Origin of the sequence: Streptomyces chengmaiensis, from assembly GCF_029846775.1 — a bacterium.
Classification (GTDB): domain Bacteria; phylum Actinomycetota; class Actinomycetes; order Streptomycetales; family Streptomycetaceae; genus Streptomyces; species Streptomyces chengmaiensis.
On the sequence record NZ_JARWBG010000002.1, the window covers coordinates 287,091 to 306,400 of the forward strand.

General features: G+C 69.8%; 20 protein-coding genes and 1 pseudogene. 14 read left to right on the forward strand and 7 right to left on the reverse strand.

What is annotated here, in order from left to right; translation table 11 throughout:
• Positions 1-180 precede the first annotated feature (180 nt).
• Positions 181-816 (forward strand): DJ-1/PfpI family protein, encoded by a 636-nt coding sequence (locus QCN29_RS03140; RefSeq protein ID WP_279926082.1) that lies wholly within the window; start codon positions 181-183, stop codon positions 814-816.
• Positions 813-1,349: a MarR family winged helix-turn-helix transcriptional regulator gene (locus QCN29_RS03145; protein WP_279926084.1), complete on the forward strand. Its 537-nt coding sequence runs from the start codon at positions 813-815 to the stop codon at positions 1,347-1,349. The genes QCN29_RS03140 and QCN29_RS03145 overlap by 4 nt, the downstream gene beginning before the upstream one ends.
• A 44-nt stretch (positions 1,350-1,393) precedes the next feature.
• Here QCN29_RS03145 and QCN29_RS03150 read toward each other — a convergent pair whose 3' ends face one another.
• The gene (locus QCN29_RS03150) at positions 1,394-1,861 is read right to left on the reverse strand and encodes a hypothetical protein (protein ID WP_279926085.1); all 468 of its coding nucleotides are present in this window, start codon (positions 1,859-1,861) and stop codon (positions 1,394-1,396) included.
• Between the two features lie 120 nt (positions 1,862-1,981).
• Here QCN29_RS03150 and QCN29_RS03155 point away from each other — a divergent pair, with 120 nt between their 5' ends.
• Both QCN29_RS03155 and QCN29_RS03160 read left to right on the forward strand, forming a co-directional pair.
• Positions 1,982-2,158 (forward strand): DUF397 domain-containing protein, encoded by a 177-nt coding sequence (locus QCN29_RS03155; RefSeq protein WP_279926086.1) that lies wholly within the window; start codon positions 1,982-1,984, stop codon positions 2,156-2,158.
• A gap of 22 nt (positions 2,159-2,180) precedes the next feature.
• Positions 2,181-3,557, forward strand: coding sequence for a cytochrome P450 (locus QCN29_RS03160; protein WP_279926087.1), 1,377 nt, complete (start codon positions 2,181-2,183; stop codon positions 3,555-3,557).
• On the opposite strand, the gene QCN29_RS03165 is transcribed toward QCN29_RS03160, so the two are convergent.
• The gene (locus QCN29_RS03165) at positions 3,505-4,140 is read right to left on the reverse strand and encodes a cytochrome P450 (protein WP_279926156.1); all 636 of its coding nucleotides are present in this window, start codon (positions 4,138-4,140) and stop codon (positions 3,505-3,507) included. The genes QCN29_RS03160 and QCN29_RS03165 overlap by 53 nt on opposite strands.
• A 194-nt stretch (positions 4,141-4,334) precedes the next feature.
• Here QCN29_RS03165 and QCN29_RS03170 point away from each other — a divergent pair, with 194 nt between their 5' ends.
• Together QCN29_RS03170 and QCN29_RS03175 are read left to right on the forward strand one after the other, a co-directional pair.
• The gene (locus QCN29_RS03170; protein ID WP_279926088.1) at positions 4,335-4,961 is read left to right on the forward strand and encodes an RNA polymerase sigma factor; all 627 of its coding nucleotides are present in this window, start codon (positions 4,335-4,337) and stop codon (positions 4,959-4,961) included.
• Positions 4,876-5,697, forward strand: coding sequence for a hypothetical protein (locus tag QCN29_RS03175; RefSeq protein ID WP_279926089.1), 822 nt, complete (start codon positions 4,876-4,878; stop codon positions 5,695-5,697). The genes QCN29_RS03170 and QCN29_RS03175 overlap by 86 nt, the downstream gene beginning before the upstream one ends.
• A gap of 229 nt (positions 5,698-5,926) precedes the next feature.
• Here the strand turns inward: QCN29_RS03175 and QCN29_RS03180 are convergent, their stop codons facing one another.
• Both QCN29_RS03180 and QCN29_RS03185 read right to left on the reverse strand, forming a co-directional pair.
• Complete coding sequence (locus QCN29_RS03180) at positions 5,927-6,649, reverse strand: hypothetical protein (protein ID WP_279926090.1); 723 nt, start codon at positions 6,647-6,649, stop codon at positions 5,927-5,929.
• 17 nt (positions 6,650-6,666) lie between these two features.
• Positions 6,667-7,272, reverse strand: a complete 606-nt coding sequence (locus QCN29_RS03185) for a hypothetical protein (RefSeq protein ID WP_279926091.1) — start codon at positions 7,270-7,272, stop codon at positions 6,667-6,669.
• Positions 7,273-7,474: 202 nt separating this feature from the next.
• Between QCN29_RS03185 and QCN29_RS03190 the strand changes: the two are divergent.
• The 5 genes and pseudogenes from QCN29_RS03190 to QCN29_RS03210 form a co-directional block, all read left to right on the forward strand.
• Positions 7,475-7,975: pseudogene (locus QCN29_RS03190) on the forward strand (substrate-binding domain-containing protein); the annotation flags it as partial.
• A gap of 230 nt (positions 7,976-8,205) precedes the next feature.
• On the forward strand, positions 8,206-8,997 hold the full coding sequence (locus QCN29_RS03195; RefSeq protein WP_318036685.1) for a DUF4232 domain-containing protein: 792 nt from the start codon (positions 8,206-8,208) through the stop codon (positions 8,995-8,997).
• Positions 8,998-9,064: 67 nt separating this feature from the next.
• The gene (locus QCN29_RS03200; protein WP_279926093.1) at positions 9,065-9,463 is read left to right on the forward strand and encodes a hypothetical protein; all 399 of its coding nucleotides are present in this window, start codon (positions 9,065-9,067) and stop codon (positions 9,461-9,463) included.
• Between the two features lie 33 nt (positions 9,464-9,496).
• Positions 9,497-11,725, forward strand: a complete 2,229-nt coding sequence (locus QCN29_RS03205) for a hypothetical protein (protein WP_279926094.1) — start codon at positions 9,497-9,499, stop codon at positions 11,723-11,725.
• Positions 11,725-12,270 carry a hypothetical protein gene (locus QCN29_RS03210; protein WP_279926095.1) on the forward strand — a complete coding sequence of 182 codons (546 nt, stop codon included), beginning with the start codon at positions 11,725-11,727 and terminating at the stop codon, positions 12,268-12,270. The genes QCN29_RS03205 and QCN29_RS03210 overlap by 1 nt, the downstream gene beginning before the upstream one ends.
• 79 nt (positions 12,271-12,349) lie before the next feature.
• On the opposite strand, the gene QCN29_RS03215 is transcribed toward QCN29_RS03210, so the two are convergent.
• The gene (locus QCN29_RS03215; RefSeq protein ID WP_240134411.1) at positions 12,350-13,633 is read right to left on the reverse strand and encodes an adenylosuccinate synthase; all 1,284 of its coding nucleotides are present in this window, start codon (positions 13,631-13,633) and stop codon (positions 12,350-12,352) included.
• Between the two features lie 142 nt (positions 13,634-13,775).
• On the opposite strand from QCN29_RS03215, the gene QCN29_RS03220 reads away from it, so the two are divergent.
• A complete protein-coding gene (locus QCN29_RS03220) occupies positions 13,776-14,636 on the forward strand; it encodes a diacylglycerol kinase family protein (RefSeq protein ID WP_279926096.1) in 861 nt (286 codons plus the stop codon).
• 99 nt (positions 14,637-14,735) lie between these two features.
• Here the strand turns inward: QCN29_RS03220 and QCN29_RS03225 are convergent, their stop codons facing one another.
• The gene (locus tag QCN29_RS03225; RefSeq protein WP_240134413.1) at positions 14,736-15,227 is read right to left on the reverse strand and encodes a GbsR/MarR family transcriptional regulator; all 492 of its coding nucleotides are present in this window, start codon (positions 15,225-15,227) and stop codon (positions 14,736-14,738) included.
• Between the two features lie 90 nt (positions 15,228-15,317).
• Between QCN29_RS03225 and QCN29_RS03230 the strand changes: the two genes are divergently transcribed.
• A complete protein-coding gene (locus tag QCN29_RS03230) occupies positions 15,318-16,304 on the forward strand; it encodes an ABC transporter ATP-binding protein (RefSeq protein WP_279926099.1) in 987 nt (328 codons plus the stop codon).
• On the forward strand, positions 16,301-17,977 hold the full coding sequence (locus tag QCN29_RS03235) for an ABC transporter permease (RefSeq protein WP_279926101.1): 1,677 nt from the start codon (positions 16,301-16,303) through the stop codon (positions 17,975-17,977). Before QCN29_RS03230 ends, QCN29_RS03235 begins: the two co-directional genes overlap by 4 nt.
• 104 nt (positions 17,978-18,081) lie before the next feature.
• Here QCN29_RS03235 and QCN29_RS03240 read toward each other — a convergent pair whose 3' ends face one another.
• Positions 18,082-19,305, reverse strand: a complete 1,224-nt coding sequence (locus QCN29_RS03240) for a cytochrome P450 (RefSeq protein WP_279926103.1) — start codon at positions 19,303-19,305, stop codon at positions 18,082-18,084.
• Positions 19,306-19,310 lie beyond the last annotated feature (5 nt).

Here is a 19,310-nt window from a genome sequence, read left to right on the forward strand (position 1 = left end):
CGGCCCAGGGTAAGGACGCGCAGGCAGGGGCGGACATGGCCACCTTGTATGGCCTGGGCCACTTTCATCGGCAGGGTGTCGGGCCGTCGCGGCCCACCCGAAAGGATTGACAGCACACTGTCCAAGTGACAGCATGTTGTCATACGGAAAAGCGTCCAGGAGCACCCCCGGGAGGACACCATGAACACCCCTGCGTCGAAGGCCGCGGCATCGAAACCCGCAGCGGCGAAAACCGTCCATCTCGCCGTGTACGACACCTACGCCGACTGGGAGACCGGACACACCACAGCCCACCTCGCCCAGCACGGCTACACGGTCAAGACCGTGGGCCCGGCCGCCGACCGGCCCGTCACCACCATGGGCGGCGTCCGCATCCAGCCCGACATGGCGCTCGCGGACCTCCGCCCCGAGGACAGCGCCCTGCTCATCCTCACCGGCGCGGCCCTGTGGGACACCGGCGACGACCTCGCACCCTTCGCAGCCAAAGCGCGGGAGTTCACCGAGGCGGCCGTCCCGGTCGCCGCCATCTGCGGCGCCACCGCCGGGCTCGCCCGCGAGGGGCTCCTCGACGACCGCGACCACACCAGCGCCGTCTCCTTCTATCTCGCCGCCACCGGCTACCAGGGCGGCGACCGCTACCGGGACGCGGACGCAGTCCGCGACCGCGGCGTCATCACCGCGGGCCCCACCGAGCCGGTCGCCTTCGCCCGCGAGGTCTTCGCCATGCTCGGCGTGTACGAGGGCGAGAAGCTGGACGCCTGGTACCGGCTGTTCCACGACTCCGACCCGACCGCCTACGAGGTTCTCCAGGCATGAGCGACCAGACCCCGCGCACACCCGACGTCCCGCGCACACCCAACATCGGCACCCGGGCGGCCCAGGACCTGCTCACCCGCACCGCCCTGGGCGTCTTCCGGCTCAACGGCCAGTTCCTCACCGTCTCCGAGGAACTGGCCCGCCCGGCCGGGCTCACCGCCGCCCGCTGGCAGGTACTCGGAGCCGTACTGCGCCGTGCGCAGACCGTCGCCGGGATCGCCCGCACCATGGGCATCACCCGCCAGAGCGTGCAGCGCATCGCCGATCTGCTGGTCGATCAAGGCCTGGCGGTGTACGCCCCCAACCCCGCCCACCGCCGGGCCAAGCTCCTTCAGGCGACCCCCGAGGGCCGCGCGGCGGTCGAGCAGATCGGCCCCGGCCACGCCGACCTCGCCCACCGCCTCCGCGACGCTCTCGGCGGCCCGGACGCCTTCGCCGAGACGGCTCAGACGCTGGAACGGCTCTCCAGGGCCCTGGACACCCTCGCGGAGGGGCGAGCGGGCGCGGACGCGGACGCCGGCGCGGCCGGCTGAGACACCCCGGCCGGGAGGCTCCCCTGAGACCGCCCGCCGACGCCTCACTCCGTCACGCCCTCACCGCGCCCTCGCTGCGTCATGCCCGTTCGTACGGCGTCAGCACCGGACGGTGGACTTCCGCGTGCCGAGCCCGTTCGTCCTGTAGTGGAAGTAGCCGCGCCCTTCTTGATCGTCGTGTACTTGCTGTCCTTGCCCAGCCGCATGATGACCTTCACCTTCACCGACTTCTTGCAGGTGTTGCGCACCTGCACGGTGTAGCCGCCGGCCTGGTTGAAGGTGCGTGTCTTCACACAGCTGCTGACGCTCTTGCCCGGCGCGGCGTACGCGGGGCTCGACATGCCGACCACTCCGGCGCCGAGCACTCCGGCGCCGAGCACGGCGGTCGCGGCAGCGGCGCCGGCAAGGGCGCTCATCGACCTCGCGAAGGAAGCGGACGACGCCGCCGCGGAGGACTGGAGATCCGGCGACACGACCGCCATGTACATCCGGAGCCACAGAGGCCAGAGCATCCTGATCAAGTAACCGTCGAAGGTGAGTACATACACGCAGCGGTATGCGAGGATCCGAGCACAGGCCCCGGATCCGCCTGAATCTCCGGGGCTCATCGAACAGTTGGCAGGAGAAGGAGCATGAGCAGCACCCTCCGTTGGTTCGAGTCCGGCTGCAGCAGCCCCGGCGGCAGCGAGAGCGTGGAGGCCGCCGCCTGCCCCCACACCGTCCACGTCCGCGATTCCAAGACCCCCGACGGCCCCACCTTCGCCGTCACTCCGGCCGCCCGGAGCACCTTCCTTCGCTGGGCGGACTGACCTCTCCGACGCAGGAGGCCCCATGACGATCACAGGTACGACCGGCAGGCAGGTGCCGGGCCCCTCGGGTCTGCCCCTGCTGGGCTCGATGTTCGATCTCAAGAAGGACTCGCTCGGGACCTACCTCAGCGCCTACCGCGAGCACGGGGACGTCGTCCGCATCACCGCGGGACCTCCCGGGCTGCGGTTCGAGCTGTACGCGGTGTTCTCCGCCGAGGGGGCGCAGCGCGTACTCGCCACGGATTCGGCCAACTTCCGCAAGGACAACGCCTTTTACCAGGAAGTGCGGGAGTCCTTCGGCAACGGTCTGCTGACCGCCCAGGACGCGGACTACACGCGCCAGCGCCGACTCGTCCAGCCGCTGTTCACCCGGCGGCGGGTGGACGGGTACGCCGACGCCATAACCGCCGAGACAGCCGTGATCACGGCGGGCTGGCACGCCGCTCCCGGCGGCACGGTGGACGTCGTCGACGAGATGACGCGGCTGACTCTCCGCGCCGTCACCCGCATCCTCTTCGGAGGTGCGGACGTCGACGAGGCCGTGGACGTGGTGGAGCGCTGCTTCCCCGTCATAGGGGACTACACCCTCACCCGCGGCTACTCCCCCGCGAACGTGCCGCGTTCATGGCCGACGCCCTTCAACCGCAGGGCCGCGGCTGCGATGGACGAGCTGTACGGGGTGTGCGATGCGATCATCGCCCGCCGTCGTGCGATGGGCGAGGAAGCCAAGGGCAACGACCTGCTGACTCTCCTCTCGCAGGCGGAGAGCGCGGAAGACGGTTCCCTCGGGGCTTCCGAGATCCGCGACCAGGTGCTGGTCTTCCTGCTGGCGGGCCATGAGACGACGGCGACCTCCCTCGCCTTCTCCCTCCACCTCCTCGCCCGGCACCGCGAGGTCCAGGCACGGGCGCGGGACGAGGCGGCGGACGTCCTCAAGGGCCGCATACCGACGGCCGCGGACCTCGACTCGCTTCCGTACATCACCCGGGTGCTGAAGGAGGCGATGCGGCTCTATCCGGCCGGCCCGGTCATCGGGCGGCGCTCGGTGGAGGCGATGGAGATCGACGGGCATGTGATCCCGGCCGGGGCAGATGTGATCATCTCGCCGTGGGTGACCCACCGGCACAGCCGCTACTGGGATGATCCCGAGCGTTTCGACCCCGAACGCTTCACCCCGGAGCGGGAGAAGGAACGTCCCCGGTACGCCTGGTTCCCCTTCGGCGGCGGTCCGCGCGCCTGCATCGGGCAGCACTTCTCGATGCTGGAGTCGGTGCTGGCGCTGGCGATGATCCTCCAGGAGTTCGAACTGGACGCGGTGGATCTGTCCGTCCCCGTCGACACGGGCATCACCCTGCGCGCCACGGGCCCGGCCCGCGTCGTGCTCCGCCCAACGGCCTGACGCAGGGGACAGCGCCCATCAGCCGTCGGCGGCCTTGCCGCGCGGCTGGCAGGTCGTGGTCGGACGGCCGGGGGCGAGTGTGCCCCGGGCCCGGACGTGCAGGGTGGATCTCCGGGCTCGGGGCACAGCTTCCAGCGCCTGCAGACGGCACCAGGGCCATGGTCATCTCGATCAGAACGAACTGGTCGCCGATGCACTTTCGGCTGCCTCCGCCGAACGGGGCATGAGCGCCCCAGGGGAGGCCGTCGCCGGGCCGAACGAGCCGGCGGCCGGGGTCGAAGCGCTCGGGGTCGGGGCGCTCGGGGTCGGGGAACAGCTCGGGCCGGTGCTGGAGCGGGTAGGCGCTGCAGAGCAGGGCGGTGCCCGCGGGGAGCCGCCACCCGGCCGGAGTGGTTTCGGCAGCCTGTCTGTCGCCGGCAGCCTGTGCGTCACCAACAGCCGATGTGTCGTCGAGGCCGCCGGTCTGGGCCCGCCGCTCGGCGATGGCGCGGTGCCGCAGGCCGCAGGCCGCAGGCCGCAGGCCGCGACGGTAGCGGCGGTTGCCGGGCGCGGGCAGCCGGTAGAGCGGGCCGAGGGGCAGCATCACCTGCCCGCATCATGCGGAACCCGGCGTACGGCAGCCCGTGAGGGGCGCGTCACCACGCCGCAACCGCCCTCCGCCGCGCCCCGCCGCGACTCCGCGGGATCCGCCGTGACCTCGTGGCGGTGGGACGTAATCCGACGCCTCCGCCGGACACAGACAGGGTGCAGGGCATTCGGACAGGGGAGGGCAGGCTGGTGGACGACTGGGCCGGGTTTGAGGCGGTGTACCGGGACACCAGCGTGTCCGTGCTCCGGTATCTGCGGCGCAGACTGCCGCGCGATCAGGCGGAGGACGCTCTGTCCGAGGTGTATCTGACGGCGTGGAGACGCCGGGCGGAGGTCCGGGGCGAGCCGCTGCCCTGGTTGTACGGGATCGCCCGGATGACCGTGGCCAATTCGGTGCGGGCCGCGGGCCGTTCGGTGCGGCTGCACGAACTGATGGTCGCCTCGGCGGATGAGCGCCTTGCCGCCGCGGCGGAGCACAGCGCGCTGGACCGCATGGCGGCGGCCGAGGCGCTCGACCGACTGCCGGAGCCCGCGCGGGAGGCGCTGCTGCTGGTCGCCTGGGAGGGGCTGGACGTCCGGCAGGCGGCCCGGGTGATGGGCTGCAGCCGCGCCGCCTTCTCCGTGCGGCTGCACCGTGCGCGGAAGCTGCTGGACCGGGCCTTGGCCGAATCGGCGACGGACGAAGTCGGAGAAGAAGAAAGAGAAGAAGAGAAAGAGGAAGGAGCAGCGGATGGGACGGGACGCGGAAAAGGTGCGGGAGCTGCTGTCGGCTCACGATCCGGCGGTCGGCGTCAGCAGGGTCGAGCGCGAGCTTGAGGGGCTGCTGCGCGAGCAGGCGGCAAGACCCCCGGTGACTGACATGACGGGCGCCGCGTGGGGAGGGCGGACTCCCCTGCTGTGGGCAGGCGCGGCGCTGGCGGCGGGCGCTGTCGCCGCGACCGCCGTAGTGGTCCTGGCCGATGGCGAGGGCGGAGAGACTGGCGGCGGCAGCGAGGTGACGGTGGGTTCGGAGGCGGACGACGCTCTGCCGTCGGTGACCGGCACGGACTGGGTCACCCACGCCGACCAGGTCGCCGTCGTCCGCCCCACCGCCGAGAAGGAGATCCCGGCCAGCGCGGAGGAGAAGGAGGCCGGCGAGGGGTACATCGGACGGTCCGCGACCCTGAGTCTGGAGCGGGTGCTGTGGTCCCGTGCGGGTGCGTCCGCCGCGCCGGAGTCGGTCACGCTGGATGTGGCGGGCTGGACGTTCAAGGGCGAGGAACGCCACAAGTTCGCCGTGCGGGATGCGCCCCGCATAGAGATAGGGCACTCATACATCGTGGCGCTGGCCCGGGAGGACGACGGCTCATGGTCCACGCTCGGCAGCAGCGCGGTGCTGCCCTATGACGGCGGAACCATCGGGAGCGGGGAGTCCGAAGGCGTGATCCACAGCGCCTCGAGCGGGGACCATGTGGAGGGCAGCGTCGAGGAGCAGATGACCGGCAAGACCGAGAAGGAGCTGGCGGAGCTGCTGCGCACGACCCGGCCCGCTCCCGCCGCTGCCACGGGCTGAGCGGGCCTGGTGAAAGCCAGCAGCTCGGCAGCGCTCCGAGGGGGTGCGGGGCTGTATCGATGTGCGGCTCCGCCACGTGGGCGCGACGGGCCACGAGGTGCCCCGTGCACGCTCGACGGCCGGTCGCCGCACTCCCGCGGATGCGCTTGGCGTCGCGCGGTCGGCGAGAGGGCCCGGTCCCGCCCCACGGGAGCGGTGCCGGGCCCCGGAAGAGACGTACCGCCAGGGGTCAGCGCGCGCCGGGCTCCGGCTTGGCGCTGTTCAGCAGGGAGACCAGCGCTTCGGCCGAACGCCCCTGAGCCTGTTCCTCCAGGCTCTTGTCGGACTGCGCGCCCGCCCTGGCGGCGACGGACAGCGGCCGGTTGGCCTTGTCCGCCTTGGCGACGGTGTGAACGACGCCCTCGGACTCGCCGTTGCCGACGGTCCCCGCGTCATACGGCAGCACCCCTCCGCTGCCCAGGAGCGACCATGAGCCGTCGTCCTCATGGGCCAGGGCCACGATGTAGGTGTGGCCCTGCTCCAGCCTCGGTGCGTCGTGCACGGCGAACTTGTGGCGTTCCTCGCCCTTGAACGTCCAGCCCGCCACATCCAGCGTGACCGACTCCGGCGCGGCGGACGCACCCGCACGGGACCACAGCACCCGCTCCAGACTCAGGGTCGCGGACCGTCCGATGTACCCCTCGCCGGCCTCCTTCTCCTCCGCGCTGGCCGGGATCTCCTTCTCGGCGGTGGGGCGGACGACGGCGACCTGGTCGGCGTGGGTGACCCAGTCCGTGCCGGTCACCGACGGCAGAGCGTCATCGGCGTGAGCGACGACCACCTCGTCCGCACCTGATCCGGCCGCCGCGCGGGCCTGTTCGCCGCCCGGGAGTCCTATCCATGCGCCGGCCAGCGAACCCGCCACCGCCGTGGTGGCCAGGGCGCCGAGCATTTTGCCGCGTGTGAGCTGCATCTGTGACACCCCTCGGATCAGTAGGTCTTGTTGATCATGGACTTGTTGTGCTTGCCCAGCGACGAAGAAGACGACGGCGTCACCATGCAGCCCAGCCGGGAGTCGTTCTGCTTCAGCTTGGGCGAGGCGTTCTGGCCATGGGTCAGCCCGACCGCGTGGCCGGTCTCATGACAGGCGGTGCTGGCCGGCGGGTTGGCCTTGGCGAACCGCACATAGTGCTGGTCGCACTTGTTGTTGCCCACCGAGTCGTTGCACCAGGCGAACCCTCGGTAGCCGGACGGAACGGAGCCCTTCTGGTAGATGATGTCCGTTTCCTTGCTGCCGCTGTAGCTGGCCTTCTTGTGGTAGGTCACCGTCAGGTAGGTGGGCTTGTACTGCTTGTTGAGCGCGTTCTTCACCTTCTTCTTGCCCGCGCTCGACAGGCTCCCCTGGAGATAGACGGTCAGCGTCTTGTTGTCGGTCTTGCAGAAGCCGTCACCGAGGTTCCCGTCCTTGCACGACCACGACGTGTTCTTCGTCGGGTACATGTTGTCGGTGATGGTCGCCGAGAAGGCGGCCGTGCCGATCCCCGTGAAGGCGACAGCAGCGACGGCCAGGACGGCCCCGCGCTTCCTTCTGTTCATCGAAAATCCCCCTTGCACAGTCGGAGCAACTGCCCACCTTCGCAAGGTCGTTGGCGGCGAGAGTGGGCATTGATCGCTGTCGAGCGAGGACGCTACCGCACATCCCCCCGAGGGCGAACGTGTTTTCGACGCGTGTCGCGGCATCCGCACCGGGCGGCCACAGCGACGCGAGAAGCGCTGCTTCACACCGCTGCACCGGCGCAACTGGAAGGACCTCGGCGGCCCCGACCTCCCCATCCTGCTGGTGAGCCGCGACGCCGACTCCGGCACCCGGGAGGTCTTCCAGCGGCGTGTGCTGGGACGCAACGAGCCCGCACTCTCCTCACGCGACTGCGAGCACAAGGACGACCCCCGCGCGGCGGTCGTCCGCTGCGAACTCGACAGCACCGAACACGTCCTGGCGACGGTGGCCCGCCTCCCCGGATCCCTCGGTTACAGCGAACTGCGCTCCGGGAACGGACTCCCGGGCGTACGACCGCTGTCCATCGACGGCGCCGAGCCGTCCATCGACTCCGTCGACGCCGACCCGTACCCCTACCGGGAGATCGAATACACCTACACCTACGGCCTGCCGCCCGCCGACTCACTCGCCTCCGGCTTCCTGGACCGCCTTGCCCGCGGCAGCGGCCTGACGGCCATCTGCACCCACGGCCATCTGCTGTGCGCGACCCCGAAGGGTCTGCGGATCTGCGGCGAGGACTGACACAGCGACAGGACGGAGCCTGACGACCCGTTACACGCCTGTGACGGAGGGTGTGGCCCCGGTCATGGCCCGGACGGCCGTGACCCTGGTGGGGTGGTCCGATGCGTACCGCCCTTCCTCGCGTCCTTCCCGCCGTGATCGTCGGCGTCGCGCTCCTGACGGCGTGCGGATCGCAGAGAGCCGGTGCACCCGGAGGCAGTGCGCCGGGTGATGACGCGGGGCGGCCCCGTATGCCCCCTCCCCAGGAGCTCCCCGGCGACCCGGAGGGCCTGGAGAAGGACGGTGTGCGGATCACCGGCATGAGCGAAGCGCCCCGGTCCGGCGACCCGGCCCCGGCGACCGTCGGGTTCGAGGTCTCCAACGGCCAAGGGGAGTCGTTCACGTACACCGTGACCTTCTCGCTCGTCTCGCAGTCCGGCGCGGTGCTGAGCAACACCGACCACACGGTGCCCTCCGTGGGGGCAGGCCGCACCGTGGCGGGGACCGTCTCACTGGACGCCATGCGTCCGGACGGGCTCGACAGCGCGCATGTGCGGATCGCGAAGGTCAGACGTGTCCCCACGGAGGAGGCTCCGGCCGAGACGGGTGCCTGCCCCTCCTCCGGAATGCGGATCACCGCGGACGACGGGGACGCGGCGATGGGGCTCCGCGTCGTCGGGCTGCGTCTGGAGAACTGCGGAACCGGCGGCTTCCGGCTCGACGGCTACCCGCTCCTCGAGGTCCTGGACGAGGATCGCACTCCGGTCTCCGGCGTCACAGTCGTGCGGGGCAGCGGCGGCATCGCCACCGTGACCGGCTTCGACGACCCGCCGCAGCCGATGACCCTGAAGCCGGGCGAGACCGCATCCACCGCCCTGATGTGGCGCAACACCACGGAGGCGGGCACCCCCGTGAACGCCCCCTACGTCAGAGTGCGGACCGAGCCCGGCTCCCGGCCCGTGATGCTGACGCCGGAACTTGACCTCGGCACCACGGGGAAGCTCGGGGTCAGGCCGTGGAAGAAAGACGACCCGTCGGGCTGAGCATGACTGCAGCCGGGTGACGCCTCCGCAATAGGGTGACGGCTATATACCGTAGCGAGGGGGAACCGTGACATTCGAGCAGGAGTGGGCCGCCCACAAGACGGAGGCCGCGAACACGGCATCCGGTGCCGATGGTGGCGCCAACCTCAAGACCAGCGACGCAGTCAAGGGCGGCGCGGCCAAGGCCCTCATTGAACACATCGGCCCGGGCACCCAGAAGGCGGGCTGTGCGGCCGATGAATCGTCGGAGTCAGCGGCACGGGCGTTCAAAGGGTGGCAGACCGGCGTCGGGCTTGAGAATGCTCACGAGGAGTGGGGGCGGCAGGTGAAGAACCTCCGCTCCCGCCTCGCATGGGAGGAGCACGGGCTGCGCGCCGCAAAGGGCGATTTCCGCCAGATCAACCACGAGGTGAGAAGCAGGCTCGCCCAACTGGGCGCGGACCGCCCCGACTCACAGCAGGCATAACGGACACACCAAGCAACGGGAAGCTGCGAGCGCATGCTCACTTATCAGGACGTTGTCACAGTCGATCTCTCACGGCTCACCACGGCCGCCGTGGACTGGGACCGTATGGCTGACGCCTTCAAGGAACTGGAGCGGGTCTACAAATCGGCGGTCGAGAGCTCCGCGAATGAAGGGGAATGGGTCGGCGTCAGCGCGTCCGCGGCCTCGACGGCCTTTACGGGCACACGAAAGCAGTTCGCAGCCGCCCAGGTCGAGGCCCGCGCGATCGCATCGATCCTGCGGGATGCCCACGGCCAGTTCGTCAGGCTGATCGGCAGGGTGAAGGACGTGGTGGAGGACGCGCGGAAAGGCGGTGTGGCCATCGACTCCGAAGGCCGCGCGTCCCGTATCGACGCACAGCTGGTGCACGTGCCCGAAGACCACCGGTATGTCCGAGCCCCCGACAAGTCGGAGATATGGGAACGCACTCTCAAGCAGGCGGTGCAGGCCGTCGACGACGCCGACCAAGGTGTGAAGCTGGCCCTGCATGACGCGGCCGGTATCAAGAGCCTCTTCCAGGAGGCATTCGACGCAGCCACGGGGCGCGCCCATGAGTTCAACGCGGACGCGGTCGGTGACATCGAGGTCGTCGAGGCCAGGCTGGCCCGGGAGTACGCGGACGAGATCCTGGCGGGCAAGCGGCCCTCGGACTTGGCCGAGTGGCAGCGCCTGATGCGCGACAACTCCGACGACAGGGACTTCAGCCGGACCTTCCTCAACTCGCTGGGCCCTGATGCGACGCTGAAGCTCTCCAACAAGCTTCACGACCTCGCCTACTTCGACGACACCAAGTCCAAGCAGGCCTATCTGAACATCAACGGCGGCATCGCCGACTCATTGGCCTCGGCAACCCGGGTGCCGCAGTTCAAGAACGCCGACGGCAAGCCACTGCGCTTCGGGACCACGGCGTACACGGAAGCATTTGAACAGTGGAAGAAGACGCCGGAGGCGACGTTCTACAACGAGTGGCGCACAGGGCTTCAGAAGCACGGAGACGACGAGTACGACCTCAGAATCGCGGGCGAAAGGCACGCGGTGGGCATCGGCCACGACCAGAAGGTGCAGGGCTACCAGACGCTGGCCACGCTCCTCCAGCACGGCGACGGGTACTCCGGGCAGTTCCTGTCGGACATCACCGACGACATGATCGCGGCCGAGACGAAGGACCCCGACATCTGGGACCTCCGGGGCACGTTCGAGGGCAAGGACGGCTGGTTCGCCAATGACCCCGTCGACGCCACGCTCGGCGTCATGGCCCGCGACCCGGAGACGGCGGCCGGCTACCTCGACCCGGGCACGGAGTCCGGGAAGGAACACTACGAGTACCTGCTGGGCAAGGACGGCCGCGACTGGGACGTCGTCGACACGGTCGAATACCGCAAGAGCGAGACCTACGGCCGGGACGTCGAAGACGCGGACAGCCGCCATGGCCTGGGCCTGGCGCTGACAGCCGCGGCGACGGGCATGGACCCGACCGACCCGAACGCCCAGGCTGTGGGCCACTCCGAGGTCAACGACCGCGTCTTCAAGCACTCTCTTGAGTACCTGTCCAAGCAGGGTGACGACCTTGCACCGGCGCTGCGCGACGACCTGGCCAAGATCATGATCAATCACGGCGACGAGGTCTACACGGCGATGAGCGATCAGAGCGGAACACGCACCCCTCTGGACCAGGAACAGGTCCAGGAGATCACCAAGCAGATCTCCAGAAACAGAGACTCCTACGTCATCCTCACCGAGGGCATGAACTACGCCATCGTGGACGCCTTTGACGACAAGACGCGCGCTCCGGAGGACACATTGAACGCCGCTGGTTACGCAGTCGGCTTCATGGAGGAGGCCCGGTACAACGCGCTTCAGGGCGACCTGCCGGACATGACATGGGACAAGGCCTGGAGTTACCACCTGACTGGCGCGGCGCTGAACTTCATTCCCGGTGTCGGCGACATCGCCCAGCGCGGGGCCGACATGGTGACTACCAAATGGATCGAAGGCGAAATGCAACGCTACGAGGACGGCCTCGTCAAGGACAGCAAAACGACATATCAAACCCGTCAAGACCAGCTGAACGCTCTCGCACACGCCTGGCACGCCGAGAACTCCGAATGGGCGGAGAACGAGCCAGGGTATTCAAAGGAAGAAGGCATCTACAACAGGATTCGGGCAGCCGCAAACGATGGAAACGACAAGAATGACGGAGTAGCGGGGGCTCAGGAACGGTGATGAAAACCGGCAACCGGTCGCGGACCGTACTAGCTGTTGTGGGTGTCTCCATGGCACTGACCTCCTGTGGTCAGGCGGAGCGTGACTACGCAGTCCCCGAAAAGGTCTGCGGCGCGGCCGTCGAGGAATCGGCCCTGGCACCACTCCTGCCGCCCGGAGAGAAGCTGAAGGAGAGCGAGAGAGAGAGCTCAGGCTTTGGCACCACCCATCACTACTGCTCGCTGATCGTCGATCGGTCAGAGGTCGTCAGCATCGACGTCCGAACATCTGATAGAACTCTGGCTCCGGAGGACTGGACGACCGCAGTCGCGAGCTATCCTCACTCTGCAGAAGCAGACCTGGGCATCTCCGGTGCCAGGGCAGTCGTCGGAAGCCATCGAGCCCTTGTCAGCGCTCAGTGCCAGGGCCGGTCCCCATATCTGACCTTCGACATCTGGGAGTTCGGCGACACCGTCGAGGCTTCCGAGAAGGGTGCCAAGATCCTCCAGACCTTCACCAAGGAGTACGTCCTCGGCGTGAAGAAGAAATTGGAGTGCACCGTCTGACAAGCCTCTGGCCAGATCCAGGGCCGTTCGCCGTGTGGTGTGCGGTGCTGGCGCGCCGCGCACCACACGGCGGGGGGTGTCACAGGAACGAGTTGATCTCGATCGTCTCGGTGCGGCCCGGGCCCACGCCGATCGCGGAGATCGGGGCGCCCGACATCTCCTCCAGGGCCTTGACGTAGGCCTGAGCGTTCTTCGGCAGGTCGGAGAAGGTCTTGGCCTTGGTGATGTCCTCGGACCAGCCGGGGAGGTACTCGTACACCGGCTTCGCATGGTGGAAGTCGGTCTGGGAGTACGGCAGCTCCTCGACGCGCTTGCCGTCGATCTCGTACGCGACGCAGACCGGGATCTGCTCCCAGCCGGTCAGCACGTCGAGCTTGGTGAGGAAGAAGTCGGTCAGGCCGTTGACGCGGGTCGCGTAGCGGGCGATGACCGCGTCGAACCAGCCGCAGCGGCGGTCGCGGCCCGTGGTCACACCACGCTCGCCGCCGATGGTGCGCAGCGCCTCGCCGTCCTTGTCGAAGAGCTCCGTGGGGAACGGGCCCGCGCCGACGCGGGTGGTGTAGGCCTTGAGGATGCCGATGACCCGGCTGATCTTCGTCGGGCCCACGCCGGCGCCGGTGCAGGCGCCGCCGGAGGTCGGGTTGGAGGAGGTGACGAAGGGGTACGTGCCGTGGTCGACGTCCAGGAGGGTGCCCTGACCGCCTTCGAAGAGGACGACCTTGCCCTCGTCGATGGCGTCGTTCAGGATCAGGGTGGTGTCGGCGACGTACGGCTTGATCTGGTCGGCGTAGCCGAGCATCTCCTCGACGATCTTGTCGGCCTCGATCGCACGGCGGTTGAAGACCTTGGCGAGGAGCTGGTTCTTCTGCTCCAGTGCGGCCTCGACCTTCTGGGTCAGGATCGACTCGTCGTAGAGGTCCTGGACGCGGATGCCCACGCGGTTGATCTTGTCGGCGTAGGTGGGGCCGATGCCGCGGCCGGTGGTGCCGATCTTGCGCTTGCCGAGGAACCGTTCCGTCACCTTGTCGAGGGTGACGTTGTACGGGGTGATCAGATGCGCGTTACCGCTGATCAGCAGCTTGGAGGTGTCGACGCCGCGGTCGTTCAGCCCGCTCAGCTCGGAGAGCAGGACGGCTGGGTCGACGACGACGCCGTTGCCGATGACCGGGGTACATCCCGGCGAGAGGATTCCGGAGGGGAGGAGATGCAGCGCATACTTCTGGTCGCCGACGACGACCGTGTGGCCGGCGTTGTTGCCACCCTGGTAACGCACCACGTAATCGACGGACCCACCGAGGAGGTCGGTGGCCTTTCCCTTGCCCTCGTCACCCCACTGAGCACCGAGCAGCACAAGTGCGGGCACAGGCGTACACCCCTTCCGGGCGGGGCAAGACCAAGGTCAGGGGGCCAGAGCCGCGACCCGGTGTGCCCCGGAATAGACGAAGCCCCTGGCGCAATAGCGCAAGGGGCTCTTGCACAAAGATGCTACCCGAGGAAGGACCGAGGTGTCGGCTCACGACCAGCTCCTGGTGGTCATCGACCCGGTCGCCCGCCGCATCGACGGCGAGTCCGTACGGATCGCGAAAGATGTCCTGTGCGCCGGCGCGGCGGCGAAGATCTGCCTGCCGGAGGGGCCCGAGGAGTTTTCCCGGGCCCTGGCGCGGAAAGGTTCGCGCAGGCCAGTGGTGGTGGGCGACGACCGGGCGCTGCAGCGCACGGTGTCGCTGCTGCACCAGGGGCGTGAGCTGGCCGACCAGACGCTCGCCGTGGTGCCCGTCGGCGCGCCCGGGGCCTCGTTGGAGCTCGCGCGGTCGCTCGGGGTGCCGACGGGCGCGGTGGCGGCCGCGCGCGCCGTGCTGGACGGAGTCGCACACCGGCTCGATCTGCTCGTCGACGACAGCGACGGAGTGGTCCTGGGCGATCTGAGCATTCCCGCGGCGCCCGCGTGCGCGGCTGCCGCCCCGGCCTCGGCGAGGACCGCGGCCGCCGCCGGAGGGGGGCCCTCGGTCTGGGACACCTGCCGCTCACTGGTGCGCACCCTGGTCCGCCCGGCCGCGGTCCCGGCCCCTGCCGACGGCGGCAGGCGGGCGCAGCGGCTCCGGGTGGAGGCGGACGGGGTGGTGCTGAGCGATCTGCACGACCCGGTGGAGGACGTACGGGTACGGGCCGGCGCGGGGCACGCCGAGGTGACCGTGTGCCGTGGCGCGGAGGGAGAACCGGTGCTGGCGCAGGCACGGGCGGTGACGGTCTCGGGCACGGCCTTCCGCTACCGCGCCGACACCCAGGTCACCGGTCCGGTCCGCCGCCGAACCTGGACCCTTCGGCCGCAGGGGTGGTCGCTGGTGCTGCCGCAGGCGGAGGCATAGCCGGGGCTTCGCTCCGGTCCCCGCTGGGGCCTCCGCTCCGTGTCCGGGACGAGCCGGTTGTCACTCGGGCTCGGCGTGTCCGGGACGAGCCGCCGGTTGTCACTCGGGCTCGAAGAGGCGCGCGCGATGTTCCCGCCAGCGGTCGCGGAGACCCGCCATCTCGCGTTCCATGAACTGGAGGAACTCCAGTGTCTCGGCGACCCGGCGGCCCGCGGAGGTGCGGGGGCCGAGGGTGGTGACGCCCTCGCGCATGGTGTCCTCCCAGCGCTTGAGGATCTGGTCGCGGTTGGTCATCGCCTCGTACCACTGGTTGCTGTGCACCCGGTAGCGGTCGCGGCGCGAGCCCGGCTCCCGTTCTCGGGAGATCAGGTTGACCTGGGAGAGGTAGCGGATGCCTCCGGAGACCGCGGCCGGACTGATGGTGAGCGCCTCGCTGAGTTCGGCGGAGGTCAGCGCGCCCGTCTCGGAGGCGAGCACGGCGGCGAAGATCCTGGAGGGCATGCGCGGCATCCCCGCTTCGACGAGTTGGCCCGCGAAGCGCTCGACGAAGGCGGACACCGCCTCTTCGTCCCGTCCGGTCTGGTCCGTCACCTGCGCATCATCTCCTTCGGCTCGCCGTCACATGAGTTTATATGGTTCCTTAGCTTCACAAGTTTGTGAACATAGCGTACGTTCTGAAGCATGACGAAGGCAATCAGCATCGCCGGTCTGCACAAGTCGTTCGGGCGCACACGCGCCCTGGACGGCCTCGACCTCGGCGTCGAGACCGGTGAAGTGCACGGCTTCCTGGGCCCCAACGGCGCCGGCAAGTCGACGACCATCCGGGTGCTGCTCGGTCTCCTGCGCGCCGACTCAGGCGCCGCCCGGATGCTCGGCAAGGACCCCTGGCATGACGCGGTCGAGCTGCACCGCCGGCTCGCCTATGTGCCGGGGGACGTCGAGCTGTGGCCCGGCCTCACCGGCGGCGAGGCCATCGATCTGCTCTCCCGGCTGCGCGGAGGCGGCCGAGCCCTCGACAAGCGCCGCCGCGACGAGCTGATCGAGCGCTTCGACCTCGACCCGACCAAGAAGGGCCGCGCCTACTCCAAGGGCAACCGGCAGAAGGTCGCCATCGTCGCCGCTCTCGCCTCCGACGCCGAGCTGCTGCTCCTCGACGAGCCTACGGCCGGACTCGACCCGCTCATGGAGGTGGTCTTCCAGGACGTCATCTTCGAAGCGAAGGCAGCCGGCAAGACCGTACTGCTCTCCAGCCACATCCTGGCCCAGGTCGAGAAGCTCTGCGACCGCGTCAGCATCATCCGGCTGGGCCGGACCGTGCAGTCCGGCACGCTCAGCGAGATGCGCCATCTGACCCGTACGACGATCGAGGCGGAGACCGAGCGCCCGGCGACCGGGCTCGACGCGCTGCCCGGCGTACACGACGTGCGGACCGAGGAGGGCGGACGCGTTCGGTTCGCCGTCGACGGCGCGCACCTCGACGGCGCGGTCCGCACACTCACCGGCTTCGGCGTCCGCAGCCTCGTGAGCCACCCGCCCACGCTGGAGGAGCTGATGCTGCGTCACTACGGAGACGAGCTGGCCTCAAACGCCGCCAACGCCGCCAACGCCGCCAACGCCGCCAACAGCGACCGCCGCGGCAGCCGCGGAGGCCGGGGAGAGGCACGATGACCACCGCGCCCGGCACCGGCACGTCCCACCGCTCCCCCTCCTCCACCCGCACTCCCACCCGCACCCGCCCGCTCGCCGGCGTCGGCGCCCTCGTCCGCTTCGGTCTGCGCCGCGACCGCGTCCGGCTGCCGGTGTGGGTTCTCGCGCTGTTCGCCGGCACCCTCGCCACGGCCGGCAACTACCGGACGCTGTACGCGGACCCCGAGGACCGCGCCTCCATCGCGACCACCATGAACAGCCCCGCCGGGCTCGCCATGACCGGCCCGCGCCACTATCTCGACGACTACACCTTTGGCGCGATGCTGGGCCATCAGATGCTCGGCTTCACCGCCGTGCTCGTCGGGCTGATGAGCGTGCTGACCGTCACCCGGCACACCCGCGCCGAGGAGGAGACCGGCCGCGCCGAACTGGTGCGTTCCACCGCCGTCGGACGGCACGCCCATCTGGCTGCCGCGCTGATCGTCGCGGCGCTCGCCAATCTGGCGCTGGCGCTGCTGCTCGCCCTCGGGCTGAGCGGCCTGGGCGTGGAGTCCGTCGACACGGGCGGCTCGCTGCTGTACGGGTTCGCGCATGCCGCGGTCGGCCTGGTCTTCGCGGGCACGGCCGCCGTCACCGTACAGATCACCGCCCATGCGCGCGGCGCGTCGGGCATGGCGCTCGCCGTCATCGGGGCCGCCTATGTGCTGCGCGCGGCGGGCGACGCGGGCGGCGACGGCGGCGACGCGCTGTCCTGGCTGTCGCCGATCAGCTGGGCACAGCGGACGTACGCCTATGTCGACGACCGCGTCTGGCCGCTGCTGCTCTGCCTCGCCCTGGCCGTGCTGACGGCGGCCGCCGGTTTCGCCCTGAGCACCCGGCGGGACGTCGGCGCGGGCCTGCGCGCCGCCCGGCTGGGCAACGCCGCAGCCTCCGGCGCACTGAGCCGGCCGCTCGGCTTCGCACTGCGGCTGCACCGCGGGATGCTGCTCGGCTTCGGCGCGGGCCTGCTGCTGATGGGCGCGATGTACGGCTCGATCCTCGGTGACGCCGAGGACATGCTCAAGAACATCGAGCAGATCCAGGAAGCCATCGAGGAGATCGGCGGGGCCACGGTCGCTGAGTCCTTCGCCTCGATCGTGATGATCGTGATCTCCGTCGTGGCGGCGGTCTACGCGGTGATGGCAGCACTGCGGCCGCGCTCCGAGGAGACGGCGGGCCGCGCCGAGCCGCTGCTGGCCACCGGTCTGTCCCGGGCGCGCTGGGCGGGCAGCCATCTCGCCGTGGCGACCGCCGGCGGCACGGCGCTGCTGCTCGCGGCCGGGATCGGCTTCGGCGCGTCGGGGGCCGCCTCGACCGGCGACGGCTCACTCTTCGGCAAACTGACCGTCGCGGCGCTGGCGTACGCCCCGGCGCTGTGGGTCACGTCCGGGTTCACGCTCGCGCTCTTCGGATGGTTCCCGAGGGCGGTCGCTGCGGCATGGATCGTGCCCGTGTACGCGTTCGTCGTGGGCTACCTGGGGCAGCTGCTCCAGTTCCCGGACTGGATGAACAACCTCTCGCCTTTCGGGCACATCCCGCGGCTTCCGGCCGCGGAGTTCGACTGGACGCCTCCGGTGCTGCTGACGCTGCTGGCGGCCGGGCTGGTGTGGCTGGGGCTGGCCGGCTTCCGCAGACGGGACCTGGAGACGAAATAGACGGACCAGATGAATCGACTGAATCAACTGGATCGACGCATGGATCACCGCATGGATCACCGCATGGATCACCGCATGGACCGGCGAAGAACAGCGCAGCGGCTCTACAGCTCGACCAGCAGCTCGCGCAGCCCCCGGATGACGAAGCCCGGCTGCCACTCCGGTTCGGCGGCTGGCTTCATCGTCGGTGCCCTGCGCAGCAGTTCCCCGAAGGACGCGGCGAGTTCGACGCGGGCGAGCGGCGCGCCGAGGCAGTAGTGGATGCCCGCGCCGAAGCTGATGTGCGGGTTGTCCACGCGGGTCAGATCGAGGGTGTCCGGGTGCTCGAAGCGGGCCGGGTCGCGGTTGGCGGAGCCGAAGAGCAGCGCGAGTTCGCTGCCGCGCGGAATCGTCGTCCCGTCGATCTCGATGTCGTCGAGCACCCAGCGTTCGAAGAGCTGGAGCGGGGTGTCGTAGCGCATCAGCTCTTCCACAGCTGTGGACAGCAGCGCGTCCGGCGGGCCGTCGGGGCCGGCGGCGCGCAGGGCGGCCAGCTGTTCCGGGTGGCGGAAGAGGGTCTGCCAACCGTTGGCGGCGGTGTTGACGGTCGCCTCGTGCCCCGCGTTCAGCAGCAGCACACAGGTGGAGATCATCTCCTGCTCGGAGAGCCGGTCCCCCTCGTCGTGCGCGGCGATGAGTGCCGAGATCAGGTCCTCGCCGGGGGAGGTGCGCCGCGCGGAGATCAGCTCCCGCAGATACGCGCTGAACTCCACGGACGCCGCGACCGCGCGGGCCGCGGCCGCCTCGCCGGGATTCAGCTCGTACATCCCGCAGATGGCGGCCGACCAGGGCCGCAGCAGCTCGCGGTCCGCCTCCGGTATGCCCAACATCTCGGCGATCACGGCGACGGGCAGCGGCTCGGCGACCTCGGCGAGCAGATCGCCGCCGCCCGCGTCGACGAGCCGGCCGACCAGCTCACCGGCCAGCCGGTGCACGGTCGGTGCGAGGGCCTCCACGGTCCTCGGCGTGAAGGCCTTCGAGACGAGGCGGCGGATACGGGTGTGGTCGGGCGCCTCGAGGTCGAGCAGGCCGTTGTCGTTGAGCGTGTGGAACGGCTCGTGCGCTGCGGGCGGCGGCGTGCGCCCGAACTCCTCGTGTGTGAACCGGTGCCGGTACGTCCGCCCGAGCCGCCTGTCGCGCAGCAGCGCGGAGACCTCGGCGTGGTGCGGTACGAGCCACTGCCCGGTGGGCTCGAAGCGATGGACCCGGCCACGGGCGCGCAGCGCGGCGTACGCGGGGTAGGGGTCGGCGACGAAGGACGGTGACCACGGGTCGAACGTGTCTGCCATAGGCC